A 23,606-nucleotide genomic window follows, 5' to 3' on the forward strand; every position below is an offset into this window, starting at 1 on the left:
GGTGGGGGTCGTCGCCCGCTAGACTTCTCCGTGCATGTCTCGGCTCCCCGAGCCCGCGCCGGCTGCGCTCTCGCTCCAGTTCCTTGCCGAGATCGCATCCGGGGCCACCACCCGCGTTGATCTCTGCAGGTCGGCAGGTCCGCACCGGCCTGGGGAGCTGCTCGCCGTCAAGCGGCTGCACCCGCACTTCGCCGAGGATCAGAACGTCTCCACGCGGTTCCTCGACGAGGTGCGCACGACCGCGGCGCTCAAGCACCCGAACGTGGTCGAGGTCGCCGGCTGGGGGACGGACGAGCAGGGGTGGTACTTCGCCGTCGAGCTCGTGCAGGGCGTGAGCCTCGCGCGGCTCATGAAGACCGTCTTCGACACCGGCGAGATGTTCTCCGAGCGGCTCGTCGTCCACGTCGGCGCGACGCTCTGCCGCGGGCTCAGCGCGGCGCACGAGCTCCGCTCGCCTGCCGGCGCGCTGCTCAACCTCGTGCACCGCGATCTGACGCCGGGCAACGTGCTCGTCGGGTTCCAGGGCGAGGTGAAGATCGCCGATTTCGGGCTCGCCAAATCGTCGCTCCGCGTGATGACGACGGCCGTCGGGGCGCGCCGGCGCGTGACGACGTACATGGCGCCGGAGCAGGCCCGCGGGGGCCCCGCCGACAGGCGCTCCGACCTGTTCTCGCTCGGCGTCGTGCTGTTCGAGCTCTTCACCGGCAAGCACCCGTGGCCGTCGACGAGCGACTACGAGCTCCTGCGGAGCATGTCGACGCAGCCCGCGGCCGACCTGCGGGAGCTCCGGCCGAAGATCGACAAGGAGCTCGTGTCGATCGTGATGCGCTGTCTCGAGAGGGACCCGCCGTCGCGCTTCCAGAGCGCGGACGAGATCCTCGCTCGGCTGGAGGGCTGGCTGCACAGCCACGGGTACCACGAGGGGAACGAGGAGGCGCTCGGGCGCTTCGTGCGGCGCAACGCGATGAGGCAGATGCGCTGGTTCGAGCGCGCCGTCACCGGCGGCTTCGCCGGGGTCGCCAAGGCGCCGCGCCCCTCGCTCTCGACAGCCGAGGCGATCCCGCGCCGGCCTTCGGCCGATCCGCGGGGCAGGGGGGCGAACGCCCCCGGTCGGCTCCGCGGCGGCGGGGGCGCGCGCGCTCAGAACGACGACGCGACCGACATCGAGGCGCGCCGCGCGACGCTGTCCCCGTCGCCGACCGGCCTCACGCCGCGCGAGGCGGACGCCGCGGACGACGACCTCGGCCGGCGTGGACCGATGGCCTCCGAGACGGCCGACGAGGCGACGGTCGTCGTCGGCAGCAGCGGCAGGGTGCGCGCAGACCCCGGGTCCTCCAGCTCGAGCGGAGGACGGCGCCGCAGCAGCCTGCCCTCGTACGGATCCCTCACCGATCGGGACAGCGAGCCGCTGCCGGTGTCGGGGAACGAGCTGCGCGCGACGTCCGGGAACGAGGCGACGCCCTCGATCTCTCCCGTGGCCGCGTTCTCCGTGGATCACGACGCCGACACACCGCTCACGGCGCAGGGCGCGCCGGGCGTGGCGAGGCCGCTGCACGCGGAGGTCGACCGCCTCACCACCGAGGCGCTCCGGCTCCGCGAGGAGGCGCGCTTCGCGGTCGCCCACGCCGAGCGCAAGCTGGCGCTGGCCAAGGTGGCCGCTCACCTCTCCGAGATGGCCACCGAGGCGCTGCGCCTCTCCGCGAGCGCCGCCCCGGAGCGCGCGTCGCACCGCCTCGACGAGGCGCTCGCGCTCGAGCGGGCGATGCACAAGGTGATGTCCGCGCCGCTCACGCTCGCGCCCGAGGCGACGGCGCTGCCCCTCGCGTGGGGCAACGAGCAGCGGGCCATCCTCGCCCAGCTCGGCCTCGAGCACCTGGCGTCACCGACCGCGTCGCGGCCCTCGGATTTCGGCGCGCCCCCGCATCGGCTCACTCCGGCGCCCGGGGACGCGAGCGCGGCCCCGCATCGGCTCACTCCGGCGCCCGGGGACGCGAGCGCGGCCCCGCATCGGCTCACGCCGACGCCCTGGGATGCGGGCGCGGCCCAGCCGTTCATGGGCGCCGACCCCGCGAGGAGCGACGCGGCATGCGCGCCATCCGCCGCGCTCGCCGTCCGGGTCGACGCTGCCGGCGACGCGATGGGCCCGCCCACCGCCGCGGACGCCGTCGCGTTTCAGGCCAGCCTCCGGCCGATGCTCCTCGGCGTGCCGCGCGCGCTCGCGCTCGCCGTCGCGGCGGCGGCCTTCATGGCGTTCGTCTTGCTGGCCTGGTTCTATTCCTGAAGCGCCGCTGCGCGCGCTGGCGGGGCAGCGCGCGAGCGCGCCCGACGCGCCGAGACGTCGCTTGATCCCGGCGGGGCACGGCGGCTACCGTCCTTGGATCATGAGCGAGCAAAGCGACTGGGTGCTGATCGGCCTGGATGAGACCACGGCGCGCCGGCAGGGGATCCCCGCGCGCATGCCGGTGCCTCGGGGGGAGTTCGAGGGGCTGGCTGACAAGGGGCTCAGCATCGACGCCGCCCGCAAGTGGATCAAAGACTTCCTCACGAACTCCGAGCCCGGCAAGAGCGGCGTCTGGCGCAAGCAGAACAGCACGCTCGTCTCGCAGTTCGAGGCGTTCCTCGACAAGGCTCCGGTCTGGGAGCGCGCGCAGAAGGCGTTCGGCGAGCGCGACTACGAGAAGGCGATCTCGGCGCTCAAGCGCATCATCACGATGGATCCCGACGATCACGCCGCGCGGCTGAACCTCGCATCGGCGCAGGCGAACATGGGCGATCACCCCGCGGCGCTGAAGAGCTTCCAGGCGATCCGAAAGACGTTCCAGGGGGACGCCGACTACCACGTGGCGGTCGGGCAAGTGCACCTGGCGATGCACAAGAAGGACGCCGCCCTCGACGAGATGGTGCTCGCGCTCGAGGCGAAGCCCGACTGCCAGCCGGCGCTGGACGCGATGGTCCAGCTCGGGGTCCTCCTGCCGATCTACGAGAACCCGCGCGACGCGGCCTCGCTCGTCTACGTGCGCTCCGACGCGGTGCTCGAGTACCTTGCGGGCCAGTGGGACGCGGCGCCGCGCGACGGCGCCTTCTACCTCGAGCAGCTCGCCTACCACGAGCGCGAGCTCCGCCACGACGTCGCGCTGGCTGCAGCTGAGCGCGCCGTCGCCGCCTCGAGCGAAGGGGCGAGCCGCGAGCGCGCGCACCTCGCGCGGATCGCCGCGCTCCGCTCGCTCGGGCGCACCGACGAGGCGCTCGCCGCGGCCGAGGCCTTCGCCGCGGCGGCGCCGTCCTCGTCGGGCGCCTGGGTCGAGCTCGCCAAGTGCCTGTCCCAGGCGGGCCGCGGCGCGGAGGTGCCCGCCGCGGTCGAGCGCGCGCTGGAGAGCGACCCAGGCGACCTCGCGGCGCTCTCGCTCCGGTTCTGGCCGAGCGATCCCGCGGACATCCAGAAGGTCAACGAGGCGATCCCCGCGCTCGCCGCCTTCGTCGCGGCTCACCCCGAGAGCGCCGGCGCGCGCCGCTCGCTCGCCCGCGCCGAGCTGGTCGCAGGTCGGATCGACGACGCGCTCGCGGGCTTCGCGGCGGCCGTCGCGCTCGCGCCCGGGGACGACGACCTCCGGGCCGAGTACTGGACCGAGCTCGGGAAGCAGCAGCGGTACCCGGACATCATCGCCGACGCAGCGAAGCTCTCGGACCTCGCGAAGCGCGACTGGAAGCTCCGGTGGAACGAGGCCGAGGCGTACGCCGCGCTCGGCAAGAACATCGAGGCGCGGGCGGCGTTCTCGGCCATCAACTTCGACGAGTCGCTGCACGTCGACGTGCGCCGCAGGGCCAAGCGCGCCGTCAAGACGATGGATGAGACGCCGCCCGTCGCGCCGTGACGCCTGGCCGCGGGCGGCGCGCGCTCAGAGCGAGCCGGAGACGCCGAGCCCGACGGTGTCGCCCGTGACGATCGGCTTCACCGACAGGGCGACGTCGTTGCGGACGAGCTTCTTCTCCGGCGCGGCGAGGCCGCCGATGAACATCGCGGCCCCGGCGACCTGCGCCAGCCCGTCGACCATGAGGACGAAGACGCCGCCGCCCTTCGCATCCGCGGTGCCCACGGTGATGAAGGGGCCGGCGAGCGGGATGTAGAGCGGGAGGTAGCTCTCGCCGCTTCCGCCGCTCGCCCTGTCAGCGCTCTCCGCCACGAGCCCGACCATCGCCGAGAGGATGTAGGTGACGCCGAACGTCACGGCGCCGCCGATGACCAGGCCGCGGCGCGCCCTCTCCTCGACGCGGTAACCCTCCGGGACGGCCTGCCCCTCCTCGTAGTTCATGATCCTCGGGCCAACAGGATACGAGCCGGAAGGCGAGGCGTATCCCGGAGGCGGGGCGTACCCCGGAGGCGCGGCGTATCCCGGAGGCGGGGCGTATCCCGGGGGCGGCGCGTATCCCGGGGGCGGCGCGTATCCCGGAGGCGGGTAGTAGCCGGGCTGCTGCCCATACGGGGCAGGCGCGCCGTACGGCGCAGGGGCCCCGTGAGGCGCGGGCTGCGGCTCGGCGCCTGCGCGCGGCGAGGACGCAGGAGGCGCCTGCGCGAAGGCGGAGGGGGCGCTGAGCAGGAGTGCGGCGAGGGGTGCTGCGCTGGCGAGGAGCGCTCGCCATGGGTGCGTCGAGGCGCCCTGTCCGGGATGGGTCGTCATGGTCAACGACGCTAACGCAGCTCCGTCGCCGAGGTCCAGACGAGCGCAGTACGCCGGCGGGCTGCGTGTGTGCTCCCGGGCGGCGGCTATGCGCGCGTGCGCGCGGGCTCCATCGGCGGGTGCCGCCTCACGGCGCCACCGTCCATGCGCGCCTCGAGCTCCGGCGCGTGGTGGTCCTCCAGGAGCGGCGGGATCTCGCCCGTGATCAACCGCGAGGCGCGCTCGTAGGTCACGTAGGACAGGGCCCACGAGAACAGCACCAGGAAGCGGTTACGGAAGCCGATCAGGAAGAGGATATGGACGAACAGCCACGCGAGCCACGCCAGGAACCCGGAGAGCTTCAGCCTGCCGAAGTCGGCGACCGCCGCGGCGCGCCCGATCGTCGACAGGGATCCCCGGTCGTTGTACCGGAACGGCAGCCGCGGCAGCCCCCGCAGGGTGCGCGCGATGCAGCGCGCGGCGTGGCGCCCTCCCTGGATCGCCGCGGGCGCCACGCCGGGCACGGGCGTCCCGTCCTCCTGCTTCACCGACGCGAGGTCGCCGATCACGTAGATGTCCTCGTGACCCGGCACCGTCAGGTCCGGCGCCACCAGCACGCGCCCTGCCTGGTCGAGCGGCGCTCCGAGGCTGCGGGCGAGCGCGGACGCCGCCACGCCGGCCCCCCAGAGCACGGTCCTGGCTTCGATCCGCTTGTCGCCGATCGAGACGCCCTCCTCGTCGATGTCGGTGACGCGGCAGTTCGTCCGCACCTCCACGTTGAGCGCGGCCAGCTGCTGTCGCGCCTTCTCGCCGAGCTCCGGCACGTACGACGGCAGCACCTGCCCGGCCCCTTCCAGCAGGACGATGCGGGCCTTGCTCGGATCGATGCGCCGGAACTCGCGCACGAGCGTGTGCCTCGCGAGCTCCGAGAGGGCGCCGGCGAGCTCGACGCCCGTCGGGCCCGCGCCCACCACCACGAACGTCATCCAGGCGCTCCGCCGCGCCGGATCCGGCTCGCGCTCGGCCGCCTCGAAGGCGAGGAGGACGCGCCGGCGAATCTCGAGCGCGTCCTCGACGGTCTTGAGCCCGGGCGCGACGGCCGCCCACGCGTCGTTCCCGAAGTACGAATGCGACGCCCCGGCCGCGACGATCAGCTTGTCGTAGCCGAGCTCGCCGTCCTCGAAGATCACCCGCTTCTGGACGGGATCGATCGCCTTCACCTCGGCGAGGATCACGCTCGTGTTCTTCTGCTTGCGCAGCACGTGGCGGATGGGCGTGGCGATGTCGCTCGCGCTCAGGCCCGCCGTCGCGACCTGATACAGGAGGGGCTGGAACGTGTGATGGTTGTGCCGGTCGATCACGGTCACCCGCACCGGCTCGCGCCGGAGCGCCCGCGCCGCGTAGAGGCCGCCGAAGCCGGCACCGATGATGACGACGTGCTCCATGCCGTGGCCCTGGTTCCCGTACGCCACCGCAGCAAGAGCCGGAGCCGCAGATCTCCCGCTTTGACCCTGGACGTGCAGGGGTGCGCCCTCGCTCGTTCGCGGGATGGAGGCCGCGAGACGGCCGCTCGCGATCCCCTCTCATCCCCCTCTCGTCGGCGTCGCCGTCCGTTCGTCGGGCAGCGCCGGCGTCAGGCGCCCCAGGCGGCGCGCGGCAGGGACCGGCCGATCGCCTCCAGCCCCGGCTAAGCCGCTTTGCCCTGGGCGATCCACTTGTTCATGAAGACCGCGCTGACCTCCCACCCTTGCCGCAGCTCCTTCTCGGCGCTGCTCTCGAGCATGCCGCCGACGCCGAACACCTTCGCTTCGATCGTGATCTCGGCGATCCGACGCACCTTGTTGTCGCCGATGGCCTCGGCGCGCACCACGCCTTCGTTGCGCATCTTGTCGGCCAGGGTGCTGGGCGTCAGCTTGAAGGTCCACACGTTCGTCGCCTTGTTCAGCCTGCCCTCTTCGGTGTAGCGGAAACCGGAGCCGAGCAGCTTCTCGACGGGGCCGGGCAAATTCATCTTCGGCTTCCCGGCCGACCTCCGGATGATCTCCGTCGCCGTCTCGACCTGCTCCGTGATCGTGAACTCGGGGAACCCGAGCTCCTTCCTGTAGAGCTCCTCGTTGAACGTCTTGTCCAGGAACAGCTTCCAGAACGTCTCGAGGTTGCAGTTGATCTCGTGTGTGAGGGTGAACTTGCCCATGGGATCGTTCCTTTGCGGTGCGCGGGGTCGATGACGTATAGCTCCGCGTTTACCGCAGCCCGTACGTGGCGTCCATGTCTCGACCCGCGCCGCTGAGCGCGGGATCTGCGCTGGCGACGCGTCCGTCTGCGCTGCGCGCGCCACCGGCGTTGCGCACGGTCGCGTACGCGCGCTCCGGGCGATGCGGGGGCTGGCGGCGGGCTTCCTGCGCTCCTGCGTCCGTGCGATCATGACGCTGTGACGTGCATCCTCGTCATCGACGACGACGCCGCGATCCGAGCCATGTTTGCGCGTTCGCTCCGTACGCTGGGCGACGTCGAGGAGGCGAACGGCGGAGCGCCGGCGCTGCGCCGGCTCTCCGCGCGCAAGTTCGATCTCGTGGTGCTCGATCTGCACATGCCGCTGATCGACGGCTTCAGCGTGCTCGAGTCGCTCTCGGCCAAGGGAGCGCTGAACCGCGACACGCCCGTCTTCGTCGTGACGGCCGATGAGTCGCAGCAGGCGCGCATCCGCGCGCTGCGACGGCACGCGATCTTCCTGCTCTCGAAGCCGGTGAACCTCGCCATGCTGGTGTCGCTCGCCGAGTCGTCGCTGAAGAAAGCCGCGGCCCGCGCCACCCCGCCCCCGCCGCCCGACGAGGCGCAGCCCGAGAAGCCGGACGAGGACTGAGCGATGCGCCGGCCGCGCGGGCTGCGGGGGAGGCAGCCGCGCCCGGTCCGAAGGCGCTACCGCGGCGCGAGGTCGAGGGGGGGCGCAGCGGGGCGCGGCCGCGGCGGCGCCTGGCCGGGGACGGGCCCGCGCGGCAGCGTGGAGGCGGGCGGAGTCGCCGGCAGTCCGGGCTGGCTCGCGGGCCGTGGCGGAGGCCACCCGGTGACGGACGGCGCGGGCAGGGGCCCTGGGACGCGCGGCGCAGGGGTGACCGAGGAGCCCGGGGACGGCGTCCCGGGCGCGGGTACGGCGCCCGGGACGTACGCCGGCTGCCCGCCCGGGACAGGGGCGGCTGCATCGGCGGGCACCGCGGCATCCGCGGCCGCGTCGGCCGGGGCGGCGGCGTCGGCGGGGGCGGCCGCGTCGGCGATCAGCTCGGCCGCGGCTGCATCGCTCGGGGCCGCGGCGTCCGCGACGGCGTCGCTCGCGACCGTCGACGCCGTCGCTGCCGCGCTCGGCGTCGCCGCGGCATCGGCGCCGGCATCGGGCGCCTGCACCGCCGGTGCGGACGCGCTGGGGCTGGCGGAAGGCACCACCACACCGCCGAGCGATATGCGGCCGGAACGCGCGAGCAGCAGGAACGCAACGGCCGCGACCACGCCCAGGACGATCAGCGCGAGCAACGCCACGCGCACGAAGGACCCCTTCGCGGGAGGGGACGCGCGGCGCTCGGGCGCGGACGCGACGGCGCTCGTGGGGCCGCTCGCGTGCGCCGCCGGACCGACGTAAGCCGCCGGCCCCGGGGACACCGGCGGCCCGACGTGCAGCGGCGGCGGGAGCAGCGGCAGCGGCGAAAGCCCCGCCGGGAAATCGAGCGGCGAGCCTGCTCCGTCGGGGTTCGACTTGCGCGTCGCATCCGGCGTCGATTTGCGCGTCGCGTCCGGATTCGACTTGCGCATCGGGTCGGCGTTCGCGCGGCGCGGGCTCGTCGGCGCCGGCATGCGCGAGCTGGCCGGCCCCGACATGCGCGAGCTGGCCGGTCCTGACATGCGCGAGCTTGCGGGTCCCGACATGCGCGAGCTGGCCGGCCCCGACATGCGCGAGCTCGCGGGGCCCGCCGGGGACGAGGGGGGCGCCGCGTCGGCCGCGCCCCCGCCCTCCGTCGCCTCCGGGCCGTCCTGCAGGATCGGCAGCATGGAGATGCGCCGCAGCATCACCTCGGTCGCGTCCTCGGGGCGCGAGGCCTGCGGCTTCTGAGGGTGGGCGCGCTCGGCGAGGATCCGGTCGAGCTCGTCGAGCGCCTGATCGATCCGCTCCTTGCGCGCCTCGGCGACCCCGGGGAGCAGATCGCGCACGAGCTGGCCCACCTGTTTGTCGGTGTAGCTCTCGCGGACCGCGGCGCTCACCTGCTCGAGATCGCGGCGCAGCTCCGCGGCCGTCTGGTACCGCTCGTTCGGGTTCTTGGCGAGCGCCCGCATGATGATGCGGTCGAGCTCCGGGTGGACCTCGGGCATGATCTCGCGCGGCGGCTGCGGGTTGCGGTTGGCGATCTGCTGCATCGCCTCCAGCGGGCCCTTGCCGCGGAACGGCGTGTGGCCCGTCACCAGCAGGTAGAGCAGCACGCCCATCGAGAAGAGATCGCTGCGGCGGTCGAGCGCCCCGCCCATGACCTGCTCGGGCGAGAAATACCCGGTCTTGCCCTTGATCGCGCCGACGCGGCTGGTCTGCGCGCGCGCCCGCGTCTTCGCGACGCCGAAGTCGACGACCTTGACCATGCCGTCGAACGTCACCATCACGTTCTCCGGCGTGACGTCGCGGTGGATCAGGTTGAGGAGCTCGCCCGTGTCGTCGCGGACCTCGTGCGCCGCGTGCAGCCCGGCGCACGCGTCGATCATCACGTGGAGCACCCAGCCGAGCGGCAGGAGCGCGCGCTTCGCCTTCTGGTTCGAGAAGATCTTCGCGATCGGGGCGCCGTCGATCCACTCCATCGCGAGGTACGGCCGATCGCGGACCTCGCCGTACGCGAGGATGTGCACGACGTTCGGGTGGAGGATCCGCGACGCGGTGCACGCCTCGTCGAGGAACATCGCCCGCGCGTCGTCATCCCCGCGCATCGCGTCCGACAGCAGCTTGACGGCGACGATCTGGACGGAGCCGTTGGGCCGCCTGAGCCGCGCAGCCCACACGGCGGCCATGCCGCCCACGGCTGCCGGGAACAGCAGCTCGTAGGGGCCGATCGTATCGCCCGGCTGGAAGTTACCGGGGTCGTCGTCGTTCCAATCACTCCACGGATCTTTGGCCACGCGCTCCCCCACCATGTCGGAAGACGTGCAGCGCGACAAGACCTGGCGCTCGGCCCCGTCTTCCCGCTCCCCTGCGCGGCGCCGCCGGTGTCAGGCCCGGCGACGCTCGCCTACCATGCGCTCGAGCCGCCCGAGCGCCCGGACGAGGACGTCCTCGCTCGGGCCGAAAGAAAAGCGGACGTGGTGGCGGAACCGCGACGGCCGCCCCGCCCGGCGCTTGCCGGGGTTGACGTCGAAGAACTCGCCCGGCACGACGATGATCCGCTCCCCGAGGGCCGCCCGGAAGAAGCCGTAGCCGTCGGAGAGCCCAGGGGGCAAATCCGCGACCGAACCCCAGACGTAGAACGTGCCCTCGGGCTCCGCGTCGACCGTGACGCCGATCTTGCGCAGCCCGTCGAGCATGATCTCACGCTTGCGCGAGAACGTCCGGTGGATGGCCGTCGTCTCGGCGCGGGTGTGCTCGATGGTAAGCAGCTCTGCCGCGGCGCGCTGCATCGGCTTGGAGCCGCCGCCGTCGAGGAAGCTGCCGGCGCTCGCCACCGCCTCGATGACCTCGCGCGGCCCCAGCGTCCAGGTGACGCGCCAGCCGGGGTAGCGCCAGTTCTTGGTCAGGCCGTCGAAGATCACGACCGGATCGCGGTCGACCTCCTCGACGTAGCGCGCGGCGCTCTCCATCGGGGCGACGTCGCCCATCCCGTAGACGTAGTGCGAGTAGAACTCGTCGAGCAGGAGCGCGCAATCGAGCTCCTTCGCGGTGCGGACCCAGGCGGCGAGCTCCTCGCCGCGCACGTGCTTCCCGGTCGGGTTGCAGGGGTTCGAGGCGAGGATCGCGCTCAGGCCGCGGCCCAGGATCTCGCGGCGCAGGTCGCCGACGGAGAACGAGTAGCCCCGTTCGCCCTCCAGCAGGATCGGGATCGGCGAGAACAGCCGGAAGACGTCGAGCAGCTCCTCGTAGGCGGTGTAATCGGGGAGGAAGTGGCCGAGGTTGATCTGCCCGAGCGCCGCCGCGGCGCGGGTGAGGGCGATGCGACCCCCGCCCGACACCGCCACGTTCTCGGCCGTGTAGCGCGACGGCATGCCCCGCCGGTACGCGCGGTTGTAGAGCGACGCGATCGCCTCGCGCAGCTCCCAGAGGCCGGCCACGGGCGCGTATTCCTGGTCGTCTCCGGAGATCGGCACCGCCGCGCAGCGCGCGGGCGAGCCCGGGAGCGGGCCCGTCTCCGGCTGGCCCTGCCCGAGGTTGCACCAGCCGTCCGTCCCCTCGTCGGCGCCCGGCTCGGAGGGACCCGCGGACGCGGAGTCCCGACCCGGGTTAAAGCCCAGGCGCGCGGCCTCGGTCGTCACGTAGATGACGCCCGTCCGCGGGACCTTCCGGAAAGCGTGGACCGCCCGGTCGTCGCCGCGCGGCGGAGCCGGCGTGTTCCCCCGGTCGCCCGCCGCCCCGGGATCGCTGGGCCGGGCCTCGTCTCCCTGGACGTCGCTTCGCTCGTCGGGATGCTCTCGCTCTACTTCTGTCATCGTTTGTTTCCAGGCACTTCCAGGCATGGGAGGCGCTGCCGTGGCGACCCGGCGGGAGGCGAGCGCCTCAGGCCTGCTGGGCCGTCGGCTTTCCGCCGTCCTCGCTCGCCGGCTCGGGCTGCCGCGCCCACGGCATCGTCTTACCCGAGAAGATCCAGAGCAGGTAATAGCAGAAGGCGAGTGAGACAGCGGTGAGCACCGTGTACTTGTCGTCGTTGTAGTTGAACGTGATCCAGATGAACTGGCTGAGCGCCGCCAGGCCGAACAGGGGTACCTCGATCTGGCGCTTCACCCGGGTGAGCGGCGCGCTCAAGATCATGAATGAATAGTAATAACAGGTCAGCTGCGAGAGCAGGATGACGAAGATCTGGGCGAGGCACTGGGCCACCCACAGCGAGCGGACCCGCCGGCACACGTAGACGAAGCCCGCCAGGGTCGCGGCGATGATCCCGTAGGCGATCCAGCGGTATTTCGCGTAGCGCTCGTTGCGCATCCGCTTCCAGACCTCGAACGGATCGACGAGCTTCGTGTCCTTCGTGTACTTCATGCGGCCGGACTCGACGCCCGTGCCGGGCTCGTGGCCGACGAGCACGCGGAGGCCCATGTGGTTCGTCAGCGGCGTCTGGTCGTGCACCTTGAGCGTGTGCTCGTAGAACTGCCGGTACGAGTCCGTGCCCGAGACCTTCATGCTCACAGGAATGAGCACGGCGGCCGCGAGGACGCCGCCGATCAGCACCTGCACGTGCGACCTCGCCATGCGCTTGTGGCGGACGAGGTGAATCCCGGCGACGGTGAGCCAGCCGATCACGGGCAGGCCCGGGAAGATGCGCAGGAGGCCAGCGTAGACCATGCTCGCGCCCGCGAGCTTGAAGTAGCGCTTCCGGATGAGGCAGGCCGAGAGGACCAGGTAGAAGAGCCAGTCCTGCCGGAGGAACGCGCCGCCCGTCCAGTAGAACGGCGCCGACGACTGGCAGCCCCAGAAGATCGCCGCGACGGCGAAGACCCGCCACCCGAAGGCCCAGTAGAGGGCGGCGAACATCCCGAGCAGATAGAAAATATCGAAGCTGGCGAGGAACTGGAGGTAGCGGGTGCTGGCCGGCTGGAGGTCCGCCCAGAACTTACCCATGATCGTCCAGACCGGCGGCGGGTTGTAGCCGTGGTCCTTCTGCATGTCCTCCCAGTAGCCCTTGTCCGAGGCCGTCCGGAAGAACTGCACGTCGGCCTTGAACGCGTCCCAGCGCTCCGGTGAGAAGTGCGCCTTGCAGATCTCGGGCGTGCTGAGCACCTCGCTCGCCGGCATGAGGAGGTTGTCGCCACCGAGGTTCCGGATCTTCTTGTCCGGGTGGCGAACCTCCTTCGCCATGTCCAGCTTGACCTGCCGCCCCGTGTCCTCGTTCGTGTACGTGACGAGCCCCAGCTCGTCCTGCGCGATCAGCGCGCATTTGTAGAGGCCGTCGTACCCCATCTCCGGGAAGTACTTGGCCCCCATGTAATAATGGAACTGATCCCAGCGGTGGTAATACTTGGGATAGCCGAAGCGGAAGCCGTTGAAGTACGCGATGATGGCGGCGACACCGAGCGCCACGCCGGCGAACCGCTTCCAGCGCTCCGCGATCGGCCGGCGCATCCCCTCGCGGTGCGTCTCGTAGAAGACGCAGAGCGCGGCGCCCATCGCGATCGCCACCTTCGCCATGTCCACGGCGCGAGCGTGCTCGTCGATGTACCGGTCCAGACCATGGAAGAAGAGCGCGATGCCCGCGGCGACCGTGCTGTACCGCGCGAGCACGCGGAGCCGCGACGGGACGAACCAGTTGAGCGCGAACGCGACGCCGAAGTAGGCGCAGAGCGCGATGACGATCTCGATGACTTGTTGTGACGTGAGCTTCATTGCCTGCGGTTCGGATCGGGATCGAGGTGACGCGGGACGCGCCGGCGGGCCTCTTCGCCGGCCTTCCGCGGCAGCGCGCCCGGCGTCGGGCGCTGCTGCCGCCCCGACCCGTCGCTGCGGGCTGGAGCCCGTCGGCCGGGGCGACGCCGTAGGTGCAGGACGCACCCCGTCCCGGACGGGCTCCACGGGGGAGGCGGCGCCACCTTAGCCGAAATCCCAGGAGTGTGGCGCTCTCGTTGTGGCCGCCATGGGCATCGGCGGGCGTACCCAGGTGGCGTGCGTGTGACAGGTGTGACCGGGGCGGAGCCGTGTCGGCTCGACATGCTGCGCAATTGAGCGGGCTTCCTCCGCCGAGCAGAGCTCGTGTATCGTCTCCCTTCGTGTCGAACGACAGTTTCTCTTCCTCTTCTTCGGGGGGCTCGGAGCGAGAGGGGGCCCGAGGCCCCTACGGCTTTCTCGTGCGGGTCGACGGTGCGCCGCCGCTCTGGTGCCGGGAGGTGCGGGGCTTCCACCGCGCCGCCGTCGCCGCGGCCGATCCTGACGCGCTGCCTCCCGCGCAGCTCGTGCTCGTCGGCATCGACGAGGCGGCGCGCGCGTGGCTCGCGTCGTGGGCCGAGGACAGCGAGCGCGTGCGCCGCACGCTGACGATCCGCCGGCTGCTCGACGACCGCGAAGCCACCGCGGTCGTGACGCTGGCGTCCTACGGCTACGGGGTCAACACCGCGCTCGCCGTGGAGTCGGTCGTGGTGCCCGGGGGCGACGGCCCGGCGGCCATCCTGCGCAGCGGGGTCCACACGAAGGAAGAGATCGACGCGATGCTCGCGGTCCTCGCCACGGCGCTGCCGGAGGGCGAGGAGGCGAGCTGGTTCGCACACGTCTGACGCGCGCGGGGCCGGTCACGGCGCGCCGGCCCGCCGCGCGATGTCCTCGCCCTCGTTCCACCGGACCTGTTCCGCAGCTGCGCGTTTGCGTCCGGCACGTCGTCTCGCTGGAGCGCTCTGTGCCTCGCCCTGGAGACGCGCTTTGCGCCTCGCCCTGCCTGGCTGCTCCCTCCGGTGACGCCTGCCTGGCCGCGTGCGACGTGCGACGTGCGGCGTGCGGCGACGCTCGACGTTCGACGCCTGCCCGGCTGCGCTGCGAGACGCGGTGGGAGCGGTGGGACGATGCGGACCGTGGGTCGACATGGACCGTGGGTGGACATGGATGGAATGGAAGAGAATCGCTTTCGATGTTTCGGTGCGTGAGCCCCTTGCTCGCCTGAACAGCGGTGATACGCTGGTCCTCGGCCTCGGACGGAGCATCAGCTCCAGGATGGTCCTGCCGTGGAGCACCACGGTGCTGGGGTCGACACCAGATCGGCGGGCTCTCCGCTGATCCGCAATCGAACACCCTTGCCATGCCGGACGATCTCTTTCGATCCGGCGCGGGGTGCCGGCAAGCCGGAGGAGGGATGGACACCATGCACAGTACCAGTGGCTCTTCTATACCGGAGGCTGGGAACGGCTGACCCTCGTGGAGCGTGGACGCAGGGTCATCGGGGCCTTGCAAAACGCTACCGCGCTCGGCCAGGTCCGGCGCTCGATAACCTGTTGACTGCCATCGCGACCTCCGCGAGGCCGGCAGAGAGGGAATCGAGGAAGACTCAGGTCTTCCGGCAACGATTCTCACCGGCGCTCCGGGGCTGAACGCTCGTCGCGATGGGACAGGGGGGGCGCCGCACAGGCGGGATCAAGCGGGGTCCAGAAGGCCTCCGGTAGAGGCCCACGGGACGGGTCGGGTGCGAACGAAGCACCCGACCCGTTTTTATTTCCATTGCCCGCGAGCGCTTTTTTGTCCTGCGCCGTGCCCGTCTGGTACGCGGGCTCGATGCGGATGCTGCTGCTCGCGCTGCTGCCGGCGTTGCCCCTGCTTCCAGCGTGCGCCGACGCCTTCGGGGATCAGGAGGCGCCGGAGCGGGGGACCGCGCTCGGCGCGTTCCACGTGGTGGGGACACAGACGGCGAACACGTGCGGGGAGGGGGCGCTCGGCGCGAAGCGCCTGTGGGAGTTCGACGTCGCGCTCGCGCGCGGCGACGGCGCCCTGTACTGGAACAACGGCGCCAGCGTGATCGCAGGCGTCATCGACGACGACGAGGTGAGCTTCTCGATCGACGGGCGCGTGGTGGTGGACATGCGCGCGGGCGACGCGCCGCCGGGGCCGCCGTGCTCCGTCGAGCGCCGCGACCGGGCGCTCGGGCAGCTCGGCGGCAGAGGGGATGACGTCGCGGGGTTCAAGGCGACGATGTCCTTCGAGTTCGTGCCCACGGCGGGGTCGCGGTGCGAGGACCTCGTCGCCGGAGAGCTCAGCGTCGCGCCGGTGGTCGCGGCGCTGCCGTGCGGCATGACCTACGATCTCAAGGCCAAGCGGAGCGCGCTCCCGCCCGAGTGAGCGTCGGCTGGGCGTGGACCTCCGGGCGCGCGCCGCGGTAGGGTTCCACGGTCGTGAAGCACGTCATCCATTCTCTGGGCGGGCGCGGCGGGCGGCGCACCGTCCTGGTCCACGGCGGCGCGGGCAACGTCGCTCCGGAGCGGCGGCCGCTGCATGCGGCGGGGTGCCTCCGCGCGGCGCGCGAGGGAGCGCGCGTGCTCTCCGCGGGAGGGAGCGCGCTCGACGCGGTCGAGCGCGCGGTGCGCGTCCTCGAGGACGATCCGCTCTTCAACGCGGGCACGGGCGCGTGCCTCAACGAGGAGGGCCACGTCGAGCTCGACGCGTCGATCATGGAGGGCCGCGGGCTCAGGGCCGGCGCGGTCTGCGCGCTCTCGGAGTTCGCCGAGCCGATCGCGATCGCGCGCGCGGCGCTGGAGGACGGCCGGCACGTGCTGTACGCCGCGCACGGCGCCGCGCGGTTCGCGCGGATGAAGGGGTTCACGCCCGTGGGCGAGGCGGCGCTCGTCACGGAGGCGGCCCGGGAGGCGCTCGCGGCGGCCCAGCAAGGCATCCGCGCGACGTCCTGGGCGGGCAACACGGTCGGCGCGGTGGCGCTCGACGAGGGCGGGCTCACCGCCGCGGCGACGAGCACGGGCGGCACGGTCAACAAGCGGGTCGGGCGGGTGGGGGACTCGCCCCTCATCGGGGCAGGGACGTACGCTGACGACGAGGCCGGGGCCGTGTCGACGACCGGCCACGGCGAGGGGATGATCCGGCTCGTCGTGGCGCACTCGGCCGTGGAGCGGATGCGCGCGGGCACCAGCGCGGTCGACGCGGCGAGCGGGATCATCGCGCACCTGGCGGAGCGCCTCGACATCACCGGGGGCGTCATCGCGCTCGATCGGGCTGGGCGGTTCGGGCTGGCGCGATCGACCGCGACAATGTCGTGGGCGGCGGTCGGCGATTGGGGCGAGGAAAGCGGTGTGTGAATTCGCTTTACAGAGAACCACAATTATTCCATGGTCACTGTTCATCGCGTGACGCCCCGGGCGCTCTCGCGTACGCGGTCGTGAGCCTCACTGTCAAACCGCGTTCGTCCTGAGCTGGGGTGTTCGCAACCAAGCCGCGGCGCTGTTGCGCGCGTCGGATCATGGCGTGTCCTGCACGGCGAGGCGGCCTGAACGGTGCCCGATCCACGGGGATCACGCTGGGCTTCGTCACCAGGAGGTCTATCTTATGAATCGGAATTCGCTGCGGTTTCTCTCGGTGGGTCTGCTCTTGGCGGCCGTCGCGTGCGGCGATGACGACGGTGGCTCCGGCGGTGCAGGGAGCGTGTCTTCGGGCACGGGCGGGGCAGGGGGGACCGGCGGCTCTGCCGATGGCGGAGGCGGGAGCGGGGGCGGCGACGGTGGGGGCGGCGCGTCGACGCCTGGCGGGAGCGGGGCTGTCGATACGGGCGAGTACCGCAACCTCTTCGTCGAGAACGGGCGCACGCAGGACGAGGTGAATGCCAAGATCGCGGCCGCCTGGGACCATCTCTTCAAGGGGGATCCGGCCGAAGAGGCCGTCTATTTCGAGCAAGAGGAGAACGACAACGGCCCGCTCGCGCAGATCCGCGACATCGCGAGCGAGGACGTGCGCTCGGAGGGCATGAGCTACGGCATGATGATCGCCGTCCAGACAGACCATCAGGCGGAGTTCAACGCGCTCTGGAACTGGGCGAAGACCTACATGTTCCACGCCGACGAGACGCACCCGGCGTACGGGTATTTCTCGTGGCAGATGAGCTTCGACGGCACCCCGCTCGACGAGATGCCGGCGCCGGACGGCGAGGAGTACTTCGCGACGGCGCTCTATTTCGCGTCGGGGCGCTGGGGCAATGGCGAGGGCATCTACAATTACCGGGCGGAGGCGGATCGCTTGCTCGACCTGATGAAGAACCGACCGGAGATCACCGGGGAGTCCTTCGGGAACGGCGAGACGCGCACGACGACCGGGTCGACGCTCTTCAACACCGAGAACCACCAGATCCGCTTCACGCCGGACACGGGGAACTTCGAGACCAACGGGGACCACACCGATCCGTCCTATCACCTGCCGGCCTTCTACGAGATCTGGGCCAAGTACGGTCCGGAGGCGGACCGCGCCTTCTGGAGCGAGGCGGCCGAGGTGAGCCGCGGCTATTTCCACCTCGCGGCCCACCCGGAGACGGGGCTCACGCCCGATTACGCGAATTTCGACGGCACGCCCAAGGCGGCGTCCTGGAAGCCCGAGTCCGTGGACTTCCGCTTCGACGCGTGGCGCACCGCGATGAACTGGTCCGTCGACTGGGCGTGGTGGGCCAAGGATGAGCGCCAGCAGGAGCTCAGCGATCGGATCCAGGCGTTCTTCGAGGCGCAAGGAGCGGAGTACGGGAACCAGTTCACCCTCGACGGCGAGGCGCTGAGCGCCGACCACTCCTCGGGGCTCGTCGCGATGAACGCCGTCGCCAGCCTGGCGGCCAAAGACCCGCGGTCCGCCGATTTCGTCCAGGCGCTCTGGGACCTCGCTCCCCCGAGCGGGCAGTACCGTTACTACGACGGCATGCTGTATTTCATGGCGCTGCTGCACGCGAGCGGCGAGTTCAAGGCGTACGCGCCGCAGTGAGGCGCGGCGGCGCGGCGGCGCGGCGGCGCGGCGGCGCGAAGATTCGTGTGATCCGGGCTCCGTCGCGCGACGCGATGAGCCCGTGGCGCACGAAGAAGCGCGCCGCTATAGTCCGCCGCCCTCATGATCCCTGCCGGTCCTCTGCCCATCACCCCGCTGTCCTCACCGCCGGATCTGAGCTGGCGGGTCCCTGGCTCGAAGAGCATCACGAACCGCGCGCTCGTGCTGGCTGCGCTCGCCGACGGTGAGAGCACGCTGGAGGGGGTGCTCCATAGCGACGACACGCGGCACATGCGGTCCGCCCTGGAAGCGCTGGGGATCGGGATCGAGGACGCCGGGCCGACGACGCTGGTGGTGAAGGGCGGGCGGCACCGGCTGCGCGCGCCGGAGCGCGAGCTGTTCATCGGGAACAGCGGCACCACGGTGCGCTTCCTGGCGGCGCTCGCGTGCCTCGTGCCCGGCGAGGTGGTGCTCGTCGGCGACGAGCACATGGCGAAGCGCCCAATCGCCGATCTCGTCGACGGGCTGAGGCAGCTCGGGGCGGACGTGGAGTGCGCGACCGGGTGCCCGCCGCTCCGGATCCGGGGCGGCCGGCTGAAGGGCGGCACGCTGACGATGCGCGGCGATCGCTCCAGCCAGTACTTCTCGGCCGTGATGATGGCCGGCCCCTTCGCCGAGTCCGCCATCGACCTGCGCGTGGCCGGCGAGCTGGTCAGTCGCCCCTATGTCGAGATCACGCGGCGCATGGTCGCGGATTTCGGCGGTCGCATCGACGAGGCCGCGGGCGGGTTCACGGTCCATCCCGCCGCGGGGTACCGCCCGCGGGCGTACCCGATCGAGCCCGACGCGTCGTCCGCGAGCTATCCGTTCGCGCTCGCCGCGGCCGCGGGCGGCTCCATCACCGTGCCAGGGCTTGCCGAGGGGGCGTTGCAGGGGGACTACCGGTTCGTCGAGCTCCTGGAGCAGGCGGGCGCGCGCGTGAGCCGGCAGGCCGATGCCACCACGGTGCGCAGCGACGGGCGCCTGCGCGGCATCGACGTCGACATGCACCACATCTCGGACACCGTGATGACGCTGGCCGCGATCGCTCCGCTCCTCGAGGGGCCGACGACGATCCGGAACGTGGCGAACATCCGGATCAAGGAGACGGACCGCCTCGCGGCGACGGTCGCCGAGCTCCGCCGCCTCGGGCAGGAGGTGACGCACGGCGACGACTGGCTGCGCATCGAGCCGCGCCCGCTGACGCCCGCGCTCGTGCACAGCTACAGCGACCACCGCATGGCGATGAGCTTCGCGATCCTGGGGCTGTGCCGGCCCGGGGTGACGATCGAGAACCCCGCCTGCGTGGCGAAGACGTATCCGACGTTCTGGGAAGACGTCGAGCGGTGCCGGAGCGCGGTCGGCGGCGGCGCGCCGCCAGGGTGACCGCGGTCGGCGGCGGCGCGCCGCCGGGGTGACCGCGGTCGGCGGCGCGCTCGAGTTTGTTTGACTTCAAAGCAATCTGCGCGAAGCATCCCGGCCGGTTCGGCGCGGGACGCGCGCGTGTCCCGCCGCCGCGCGCTCGGTACCAGATCCCGGAGATTGACGAAGTGAAGCGAACCCGAACGGGGATCGCGATGGCGGCGCTGCTCGCGCTGCTGGTCGCCTTGCTCATGATCTCGACGCGCGCCGCCGCGGGGCCGCAGGACGGCCTGCCGCCGGCGCCTGCGGATGCGGACCGCTCGACGCCCCGGCGCGCCCTGCGGCTGCTCGTCGACGCCGCGCGCGAGGGGCGCCACGACGTCGCGGCGTACGCGCTCGACCTGTCCGCCATCCCGCGCGCCGCGCAGGCGGAGCGCGGGCCCGAGCTCGCCGCGCAGCTCACGTTCGTGCTCGATCAGCGGCTCTGGAACGTGTGGGAGGAGCTCTCGGACGAGCCCGAGGGCGCCCCGGCCGACGGGCCCGGCCGCGACGAGGTCGGGCGCATCCCGCTCGGGGACACCGCGATCCCGATCGTCATGAGCCGCGCGGCCGGCCCGGGCGGCGCGCCGATCTGGCTCGTCTCGCGATCGACGGTCGCGGCCGTGCCCGAGCTCCACGAGGCGTTCGGTCCGGGGCCGATCGCCGAGCGGCTGCCGGCGGTGCTCTCCCGGGTGCGCTTCCTGGGGCTCGCCGCCTGGCAGTGGCTCGGCCTCGTGACGGCGATCGCCGCGTCGTCGCTCGGCGGCCTGCTGCTCGGCCGCCTCGTCTCCGTCGCCGTCGGCAGGCTCGTGCGGCGGACGGAGGTGCAATGGGACGACCGTCTCCTCGACGGGATCCGGACGCCGCTGCGCGCGCTCTTGACGCTGGCGCTCGCGAGCGGCCTCGTCAGGCCGCTGCGCCTGGCCGCCCCGGCGCAGGAGGTCGTCGACACGCTCCTCCAGACCCTCCTCATCGCCGCCGCGGCGTGGCTCACGACGTGCATCGTGCGCTTCGCCGGCGACACGGTGACCGAGCGCCTGACCGCGAGCGCCGCGGACATGGCGCTCGTCCGGGGCAGCAAGACCCGCGTCGCCATGTTGCGGCGCATCGCCAACGTGCTCGTGGGCGTGGTGGCCGTCGCGCTGATGCTCCTCCAGTTCGACGTGGTCCGGAAGGTCGGGGTCTCGCTGCTCGCCTCCGCCGGCATCGCCGGCGTGGTCGTCGGCTTCGCGGCGCAGAAGTCGATCGCCACGCTGCTCGCCGGCCTGCAGCTCTCTTTTTCGCAGCCGATCCGCATCGGCGACACCGTGATCGTCGAGGGGGAGTGGGGCTGGATCGAGGAGATCACGCTGACGTTCGTTGTCGTGAAGGTCTGGGATCTGCGCCGGCTCGTCGTGCCGATCACCTACTTCCTCGAGAAGCCGTTCCAGAACTGGACGAAGGTGTCGCCGGATCTGCTCGGCACGGTCTTCGTCCACGCCGACTACACGGTTCCGGTCGACGAGATGCGCGCGGAGGTCGCGCGGCTGTGCGCCGCCGACGCGAACTGGGACGGGAAGGTCGCAGGCCTCGTCGTGGTCGACGCGACGGCGCAGACGATCGCGCTCCGGGCGCTGGTCTCGGCCTCCGAGGCCGGCAAGCTCTGGGACCTGCGCTGCGTGGTGCGCGAGGGGCTCGTCAAGTGGCTGACGTCGCTGGAGGGCGGGCGGTACCTCCCGCGGGCGCGCGTGGCGCTCGGGGGAGAGGGCGAGCCGCGGGGCGCCGCGGGCGCGACGGGGGGGATCACGTCGGCGTGAGCCGGCGGCGCGCCGCCCGGGCCCCGCGCGCCGCGTCCTCGGCGTTGCGCAGGACGTCCTCGGTCTGCGCGCGCGTGAACGCGGCCAGCGCCTCGGGCGCGACGCCGCCGGCCGCGCTCGCCTCGTCGAGGAGCGCGGCTCGATGCTGGCGAGCACGGCCTCCCGGCGCGCGGCGTAGGCGTCGAGGAAGAGCTGGTCGAGCTCGCCGAGCAGATCGCCCGGGGGGCAGCGCGGCGCTCATGGCAGCGCCGGGCGGCGCGGCGGCAGCGCGTTCGCGTCGAGCCAGTCGAGCGCCTCGTCCATCACCCGCTCGGCGTCCGGCATCTCGCCGTGGTGCGCGCCGGGCATCTCCCGGTAAATCGCGGGGATCTTCGCCGCCACGAGGCCGCTCGCGCCCTCCTTCATGCGGTGCTTCGCGTCGAGCTCGCCGCTGATCATCACCGCGCCCCGGATGCCCCGGAGCCGCGCCGCCGAGGGCGTCGTGGGCGCGCCGATCAGCACGAGCCGCGCGTACCGCTCCGGCCAGCGCTCCGCGAGCCGCTCCCCGATGTACGCCCCCTGTGACGTGCCGATGAGCACGAGGTCCTCCGCCTCGCCGCCGCACGCCGCGAGGGCGGCCCGGATGCGACCGTCCTGCTCCTCGGGGTCGGGCGAGTACCTGCTGAACACGCCGTCGGCTCCGCACGGGACGTTGCCCTGGAGCCCGAGCACCCCGCCGTGCTCCCGCGCAGCCCTCGGCATGGCCTGCACGTAGCCGAGCCCGTGCCCGCACATGCCGTGCAGGAAGACCATCCGCGGACACGCGCCGCCCGGCCCGGTGACGACGAACGCCGGCAGATCGCCGGGCACCGCCAGCTCGGTCGCCACGGGCGGCGGATCGACAGCGCGCCTGTCGACGTCGACCACCGCCGGCTGCGCCGAGCGCTCCTCCGCGAGCGCACGCTCCTCCTTGCCACACCCCGTCGTGAGCACGGCGAGGCCAACCCCGGCTATGGCTACAACGGAATATTTCATGATCGTGGCGCAGTGCCAGGACCGGGCCATCGCCGGCGAACAACCGCCCTGAGCGCGATCGGGCCGCGGAAATCAGGCCCGCATGCACCGAAAACGAGGCAGCGGAGCTCGTCACCTTCCGCTTTTTCGCCACACCCGGAGCGCAGCTGTGCGCGCGCTGTTGACATGTCCGTTTTTGCGGAATACTCATCCGTTTTATTGGATGAGTCTGGAAGGAGCAGATCCGATGAGCAACCGCGCCCTCGAGCACCTTGGCGAGCGATACGGAAGCGATGGGGCGGCGCCCCGCTTCGAGCAGTGGAACCCGGTGATCGAGTCGCTGCTCGGCCATCGATCGGTGCGCCGGTACGCGCAGAAGCCGCTCCCGGAGGGCACGCTCGAGCTGCTCGTGGCCGCGGCGCAGTCGGCGCCGAGCTCCTCGAACCTGCAGCTCTGGAGCGTGCTCTCGGTGCAGGACGTCGAGCGGCGGCGGCGCCTCTCGGAGCTCGCCGGCGGCCAGGCGCATGTCCGCGAGTGCGGGCTGTTCCTGGTCTGGCTCGCCGATCTGCGGCGGCTCGGCGACGTCGCGAGCCACCGCGGCGTGGGGCACGAGGGGCTCGATTACCTCGAGATGTTCGTCATGGCGGTGGTCGACGCGGCGCTCGCGGCCCAGAACGCGCTCGTCGCGGCCGAGTCGCTCGGCCTCGGCACGGTGTATATCGGCGCGCTGCGGAACCACCCCGAAGCGGTCGCGGCCGAGCTCGGCCTGCCGCCCCAGGTGTTCGCGACGTTCGGCCTGTGTGTGGGCTGGCCCGATCCGAGCGTCCCCGCGAACATCAAGCCGCGGCTCCCGCGGGAGGTCGTCCTGCACAACGAGCAGTACGGCGCGTTCGAGCGATCCGTCGGCGCGATCGAGGCCTACGACCAGCTCATGGACCGCTTCTACGCGAAGGAGCGCATGGGCGTGCAGGGGAGCTGGAGCCGCCACTCGGCCGCGCGCGTCGAGTCGGCCCAGGCGCTGCGCGGGCGCGACCGGCTGCGCGCGGCGCTGCTGGCGATGGGGTTCCGGCTTCAGTAGCCGGGCCCGGGCCGCCCTGGCGCGCTCGAGGTGCCGCGGAG

17 protein-coding genes are annotated in these 23,606 nt (G+C 72.1%); 10 read left to right on the forward strand and 7 right to left on the reverse strand.

Translation table 11 applies throughout. The features are described 5' to 3' along the window. The first annotated feature begins 34 nt into the window (after nucleotides 1-34). Both WMF44_RS16335 and WMF44_RS16340 read left to right on the forward strand, forming a co-directional pair. Complete coding sequence (locus tag WMF44_RS16335; RefSeq protein ID WP_437300033.1) at nucleotides 35-2,281, forward strand: protein kinase domain-containing protein; 2,247 nt, start codon at nucleotides 35-37, stop codon at nucleotides 2,279-2,281. Nucleotides 2,282-2,381: 100 nt separating this feature from the next. Then, on the forward strand, nucleotides 2,382-3,872 hold the full coding sequence (locus WMF44_RS16340) for a tetratricopeptide repeat protein (protein ID WP_437300034.1): 1,491 nt from the start codon (nucleotides 2,382-2,384) through the stop codon (nucleotides 3,870-3,872). Between the two features lie 24 nt (nucleotides 3,873-3,896). Here WMF44_RS16340 and WMF44_RS16345 read toward each other — a convergent pair whose 3' ends face one another. From WMF44_RS16345 to WMF44_RS16355, 3 genes are all read right to left on the reverse strand, one after another. Next, complete coding sequence (locus tag WMF44_RS16345) at nucleotides 3,897-4,676, reverse strand: hypothetical protein (protein ID WP_437300035.1); 780 nt, start codon at nucleotides 4,674-4,676, stop codon at nucleotides 3,897-3,899. Nucleotides 4,677-4,762: 86 nt separating this feature from the next. Further along, entirely contained in the window at nucleotides 4,763-6,100 is a 1,338-nt protein-coding gene (locus tag WMF44_RS16350; RefSeq protein WP_437300036.1) for an NAD(P)/FAD-dependent oxidoreductase, read from the reverse strand. 242 nt (nucleotides 6,101-6,342) lie between these two features. Continuing rightward, nucleotides 6,343-6,849, reverse strand: a complete 507-nt coding sequence (locus WMF44_RS16355) for a DUF2505 domain-containing protein (RefSeq protein ID WP_437300037.1) — start codon at nucleotides 6,847-6,849, stop codon at nucleotides 6,343-6,345. 237 nt (nucleotides 6,850-7,086) lie between these two features. Here WMF44_RS16355 and WMF44_RS16360 point away from each other — a divergent pair, with 237 nt between their 5' ends. Continuing rightward, nucleotides 7,087-7,518 carry a response regulator gene (locus WMF44_RS16360; protein WP_437300038.1) on the forward strand — a complete coding sequence of 144 codons (432 nt, stop codon included), beginning with the start codon at nucleotides 7,087-7,089 and terminating at the stop codon, nucleotides 7,516-7,518. A 56-nt stretch (nucleotides 7,519-7,574) separates the two neighbouring features. On the opposite strand, the gene WMF44_RS16365 is transcribed toward WMF44_RS16360, so the two are convergent. The 3 genes from WMF44_RS16365 to WMF44_RS16375 all read right to left on the reverse strand — a co-directional run bounded on the left by WMF44_RS16365 (nucleotide 7,575) and on the right by WMF44_RS16375 (nucleotide 13,206). Next, the gene (locus WMF44_RS16365) at nucleotides 7,575-9,800 is read right to left on the reverse strand and encodes a protein kinase domain-containing protein (RefSeq protein ID WP_437300039.1); all 2,226 of its coding nucleotides are present in this window, start codon (nucleotides 9,798-9,800) and stop codon (nucleotides 7,575-7,577) included. Nucleotides 9,801-9,890: 90 nt separating this feature from the next. Continuing rightward, a complete protein-coding gene (locus WMF44_RS16370) occupies nucleotides 9,891-11,318 on the reverse strand; it encodes a pyridoxal phosphate-dependent aminotransferase (protein ID WP_437300040.1) in 1,428 nt (475 codons plus the stop codon). A 67-nt stretch (nucleotides 11,319-11,385) separates the two neighbouring features. Beyond that, on the reverse strand, nucleotides 11,386-13,206 hold the full coding sequence (locus WMF44_RS16375) for a hypothetical protein (protein WP_437300041.1): 1,821 nt from the start codon (nucleotides 13,204-13,206) through the stop codon (nucleotides 11,386-11,388). A gap of 380 nt (nucleotides 13,207-13,586) precedes the next feature. Between WMF44_RS16375 and WMF44_RS16380 the strand changes: the two genes are divergently transcribed. From WMF44_RS16380 to WMF44_RS16405, 6 genes are all read left to right on the forward strand, one after another. Beyond that, complete coding sequence (locus tag WMF44_RS16380; RefSeq protein ID WP_437300042.1) at nucleotides 13,587-14,087, forward strand: hypothetical protein; 501 nt, start codon at nucleotides 13,587-13,589, stop codon at nucleotides 14,085-14,087. A 985-nt stretch (nucleotides 14,088-15,072) separates the two neighbouring features. Further along, nucleotides 15,073-15,633 carry a hypothetical protein gene (locus WMF44_RS16385; RefSeq protein WP_437300043.1) on the forward strand — a complete coding sequence of 187 codons (561 nt, stop codon included), beginning with the start codon at nucleotides 15,073-15,075 and terminating at the stop codon, nucleotides 15,631-15,633. 53 nt (nucleotides 15,634-15,686) lie between these two features. Next, the gene (locus WMF44_RS16390; RefSeq protein WP_437300044.1) at nucleotides 15,687-16,601 is read left to right on the forward strand and encodes an isoaspartyl peptidase/L-asparaginase; all 915 of its coding nucleotides are present in this window, start codon (nucleotides 15,687-15,689) and stop codon (nucleotides 16,599-16,601) included. A gap of 247 nt (nucleotides 16,602-16,848) precedes the next feature. Beyond that, on the forward strand, nucleotides 16,849-18,258 hold the full coding sequence (locus WMF44_RS16395; protein ID WP_437300045.1) for a glycosyl hydrolase family 8: 1,410 nt from the start codon (nucleotides 16,849-16,851) through the stop codon (nucleotides 18,256-18,258). A gap of 123 nt (nucleotides 18,259-18,381) precedes the next feature. Continuing rightward, nucleotides 18,382-19,683 carry a 3-phosphoshikimate 1-carboxyvinyltransferase gene (aroA, locus tag WMF44_RS16400; RefSeq protein WP_437300046.1) on the forward strand — a complete coding sequence of 434 codons (1,302 nt, stop codon included), beginning with the start codon at nucleotides 18,382-18,384 and terminating at the stop codon, nucleotides 19,681-19,683. 164 nt (nucleotides 19,684-19,847) lie between these two features. Beyond that, entirely contained in the window at nucleotides 19,848-21,494 is a 1,647-nt protein-coding gene (locus WMF44_RS16405) for a mechanosensitive ion channel family protein (protein ID WP_437300047.1), read from the forward strand. A 237-nt stretch (nucleotides 21,495-21,731) separates the two neighbouring features. Here the strand turns inward: WMF44_RS16405 and WMF44_RS16410 are convergent, their stop codons facing one another. Then, nucleotides 21,732-22,508, reverse strand: coding sequence for an alpha/beta hydrolase (locus WMF44_RS16410; RefSeq protein ID WP_437300048.1), 777 nt, complete (start codon nucleotides 22,506-22,508; stop codon nucleotides 21,732-21,734). Between the two features lie 226 nt (nucleotides 22,509-22,734). Here WMF44_RS16410 and WMF44_RS16415 point away from each other — a divergent pair, with 226 nt between their 5' ends. Next, on the forward strand, nucleotides 22,735-23,565 hold the full coding sequence (locus WMF44_RS16415; protein WP_437300049.1) for an NADPH-dependent oxidoreductase: 831 nt from the start codon (nucleotides 22,735-22,737) through the stop codon (nucleotides 23,563-23,565). Nucleotides 23,566-23,606: the final 41 nt, after the last annotated feature.

Source organism: Sorangium sp. So ce426 (assembly GCF_051475585.1).
In the GTDB taxonomy this organism is placed as follows: Bacteria; Myxococcota_A; Polyangia; order Polyangiales; family Polyangiaceae; genus Sorangium; species Sorangium cellulosum_B.

Bases quoted from the DNA above. Each gene is read 5' to 3' on its own strand.
- WMF44_RS16335 (WP_437300033.1), top strand. From the start codon at position 35: ATGTCTCGGCTCCCCGAGCCCGCGCCGGCTGCGCTCTCGCTCCAGTTC.
- WMF44_RS16340 (WP_437300034.1), top strand. From the start codon at position 2,382: ATGAGCGAGCAAAGCGACTGGGTGCTGATCGGCCTGGATGAGACCACG.
- WMF44_RS16345 (WP_437300035.1), bottom strand. From the start codon at position 4,676: ATGACGACCCATCCCGGACAGGGCGCCTCGACGCACCCATGGCGAGCG.
- WMF44_RS16350 (WP_437300036.1), bottom strand. From the start codon at position 6,100: ATGGAGCACGTCGTCATCATCGGTGCCGGCTTCGGCGGCCTCTACGCG.
- WMF44_RS16355 (WP_437300037.1), bottom strand. From the start codon at position 6,849: ATGGGCAAGTTCACCCTCACACACGAGATCAACTGCAACCTCGAGACG.
- WMF44_RS16370 (WP_437300040.1), bottom strand. From the start codon at position 11,318: ATGACAGAAGTAGAGCGAGAGCATCCCGACGAGCGAAGCGACGTCCAG.
- WMF44_RS16375 (WP_437300041.1), bottom strand. From the start codon at position 13,206: ATGAAGCTCACGTCACAACAAGTCATCGAGATCGTCATCGCGCTCTGC.
- WMF44_RS16385 (WP_437300043.1), top strand. From the start codon at position 15,073: ATGCGGATGCTGCTGCTCGCGCTGCTGCCGGCGTTGCCCCTGCTTCCA.
- WMF44_RS16395 (WP_437300045.1), top strand. From the start codon at position 16,849: ATGAATCGGAATTCGCTGCGGTTTCTCTCGGTGGGTCTGCTCTTGGCG.
- aroA (WP_437300046.1), top strand. From the start codon at position 18,382: ATGATCCCTGCCGGTCCTCTGCCCATCACCCCGCTGTCCTCACCGCCG.
- WMF44_RS16410 (WP_437300048.1), bottom strand. From the start codon at position 22,508: ATGAAATATTCCGTTGTAGCCATAGCCGGGGTTGGCCTCGCCGTGCTC.
- WMF44_RS16415 (WP_437300049.1), top strand. From the start codon at position 22,735: ATGAGCAACCGCGCCCTCGAGCACCTTGGCGAGCGATACGGAAGCGAT.